General features: G+C 40.5%; 1 protein-coding gene. It reads left to right on the top strand.

Annotated features, from left to right (window positions below; genetic code table 11):
• The first annotated feature begins 99 nt into the window (after positions 1–99).
• Positions 100–1,095 (top strand): IS30 family transposase, encoded by a 996-nt coding sequence (locus tag IV55_RS10065; RefSeq protein WP_057811765.1) that lies wholly within the window; start codon positions 100–102, stop codon positions 1,093–1,095.
• The last annotated feature ends 10 nt before the right edge of the window (positions 1,096–1,105 follow it).

The raw sequence follows: 1,105 nt of genomic DNA, 5'->3' as shown, positions 1-1,105 counted from the left end.
GGCGATGTTACACTCCAAGTGCAACACTTATTGAAATAAAAAATACCCATGACAGGGTAAAATGTTAAATGACCAAATCCAACATTAAGGAGCCCTGTCATGAGCTATCACCATCTTACAATATACGAGCGTGAAAGTATTCTAATTGGACGCATTCGTGGCGATTCAATTCGCAAAATAGCCCAAAAGTTACAACGCAATCCCAGTACCATCCTACGTGAGATACGACGTGGACGCAGTGGTCGTCACGAGTATTCACCAACTAGGGCGCAGAATAAGTATCTTAGGCTACGAAAGAAATGTCATAAACCTGCTCTTTTACCTCTAGATCCGAAGTTACGAGTCTTAATCGGACACTATATCGAGAAAAAACATTGGTCACCAGATGAAATCTCTCACCGATTCAAAATAGAGGGTGCGGCCAATATCAGTGCCACCACCATTTATCGTGATATTAACCGATACAACCTTGGACGTCCTAAAACGAGACGTGGTGACTATGGACTACGCGGATTCTTACGGCATCGTGGTAAAACACGCCATCCCAAGGGGCAATTACGTCAAAAACGTCCAGAAGTTAACTATATTCCAATCCAAGAGCGTCCAAATTTTATTAATAATCGCACCAGAATTGGTGACTGGGAATTGGATACTGTATTGGGTAAGACCGCTGAATCATTATTAGTTACACTCGTTGAACGAAAAACAAGATATTCACTTATCGGACGTGCTAAATCTAAAACGGCTCTGGAAATTAATCGTGTCGTTTTTGAGCTCTTAAGCACAATTCCTAAAGAATTTGTTTTATCAATTACACCAGATCACGGGACAGAATTTCTGATGTTGGATGAAATCTCTGATGATTTATCTGCAGTGATTTACTGGCCTGATACCTATTCACCCCAGCAACGAGGAACCAATGAAAATACAAATGGATTGATCCGAGAATACTTTCCTCGAAATCAATCCATTGATTTAAGAACTAATGACGACATTAAATCCTGTCAAGAGTCTCTAAACAGACGGCCTAGAAGGGTTCTTAACTATTCAACGCCATCTGAAATATTCTTTGATAAAGTGTTGCACTTGGTTTGACAGTTCGCTG

It is taken from the genome of Furfurilactobacillus siliginis (assembly GCF_001437435.1).
GTDB lineage: Bacteria > Bacillota > Bacilli > Lactobacillales > Lactobacillaceae > Furfurilactobacillus > Furfurilactobacillus siliginis.
This window is presented reverse-complemented; position numbering and strand designations above follow the sequence as displayed.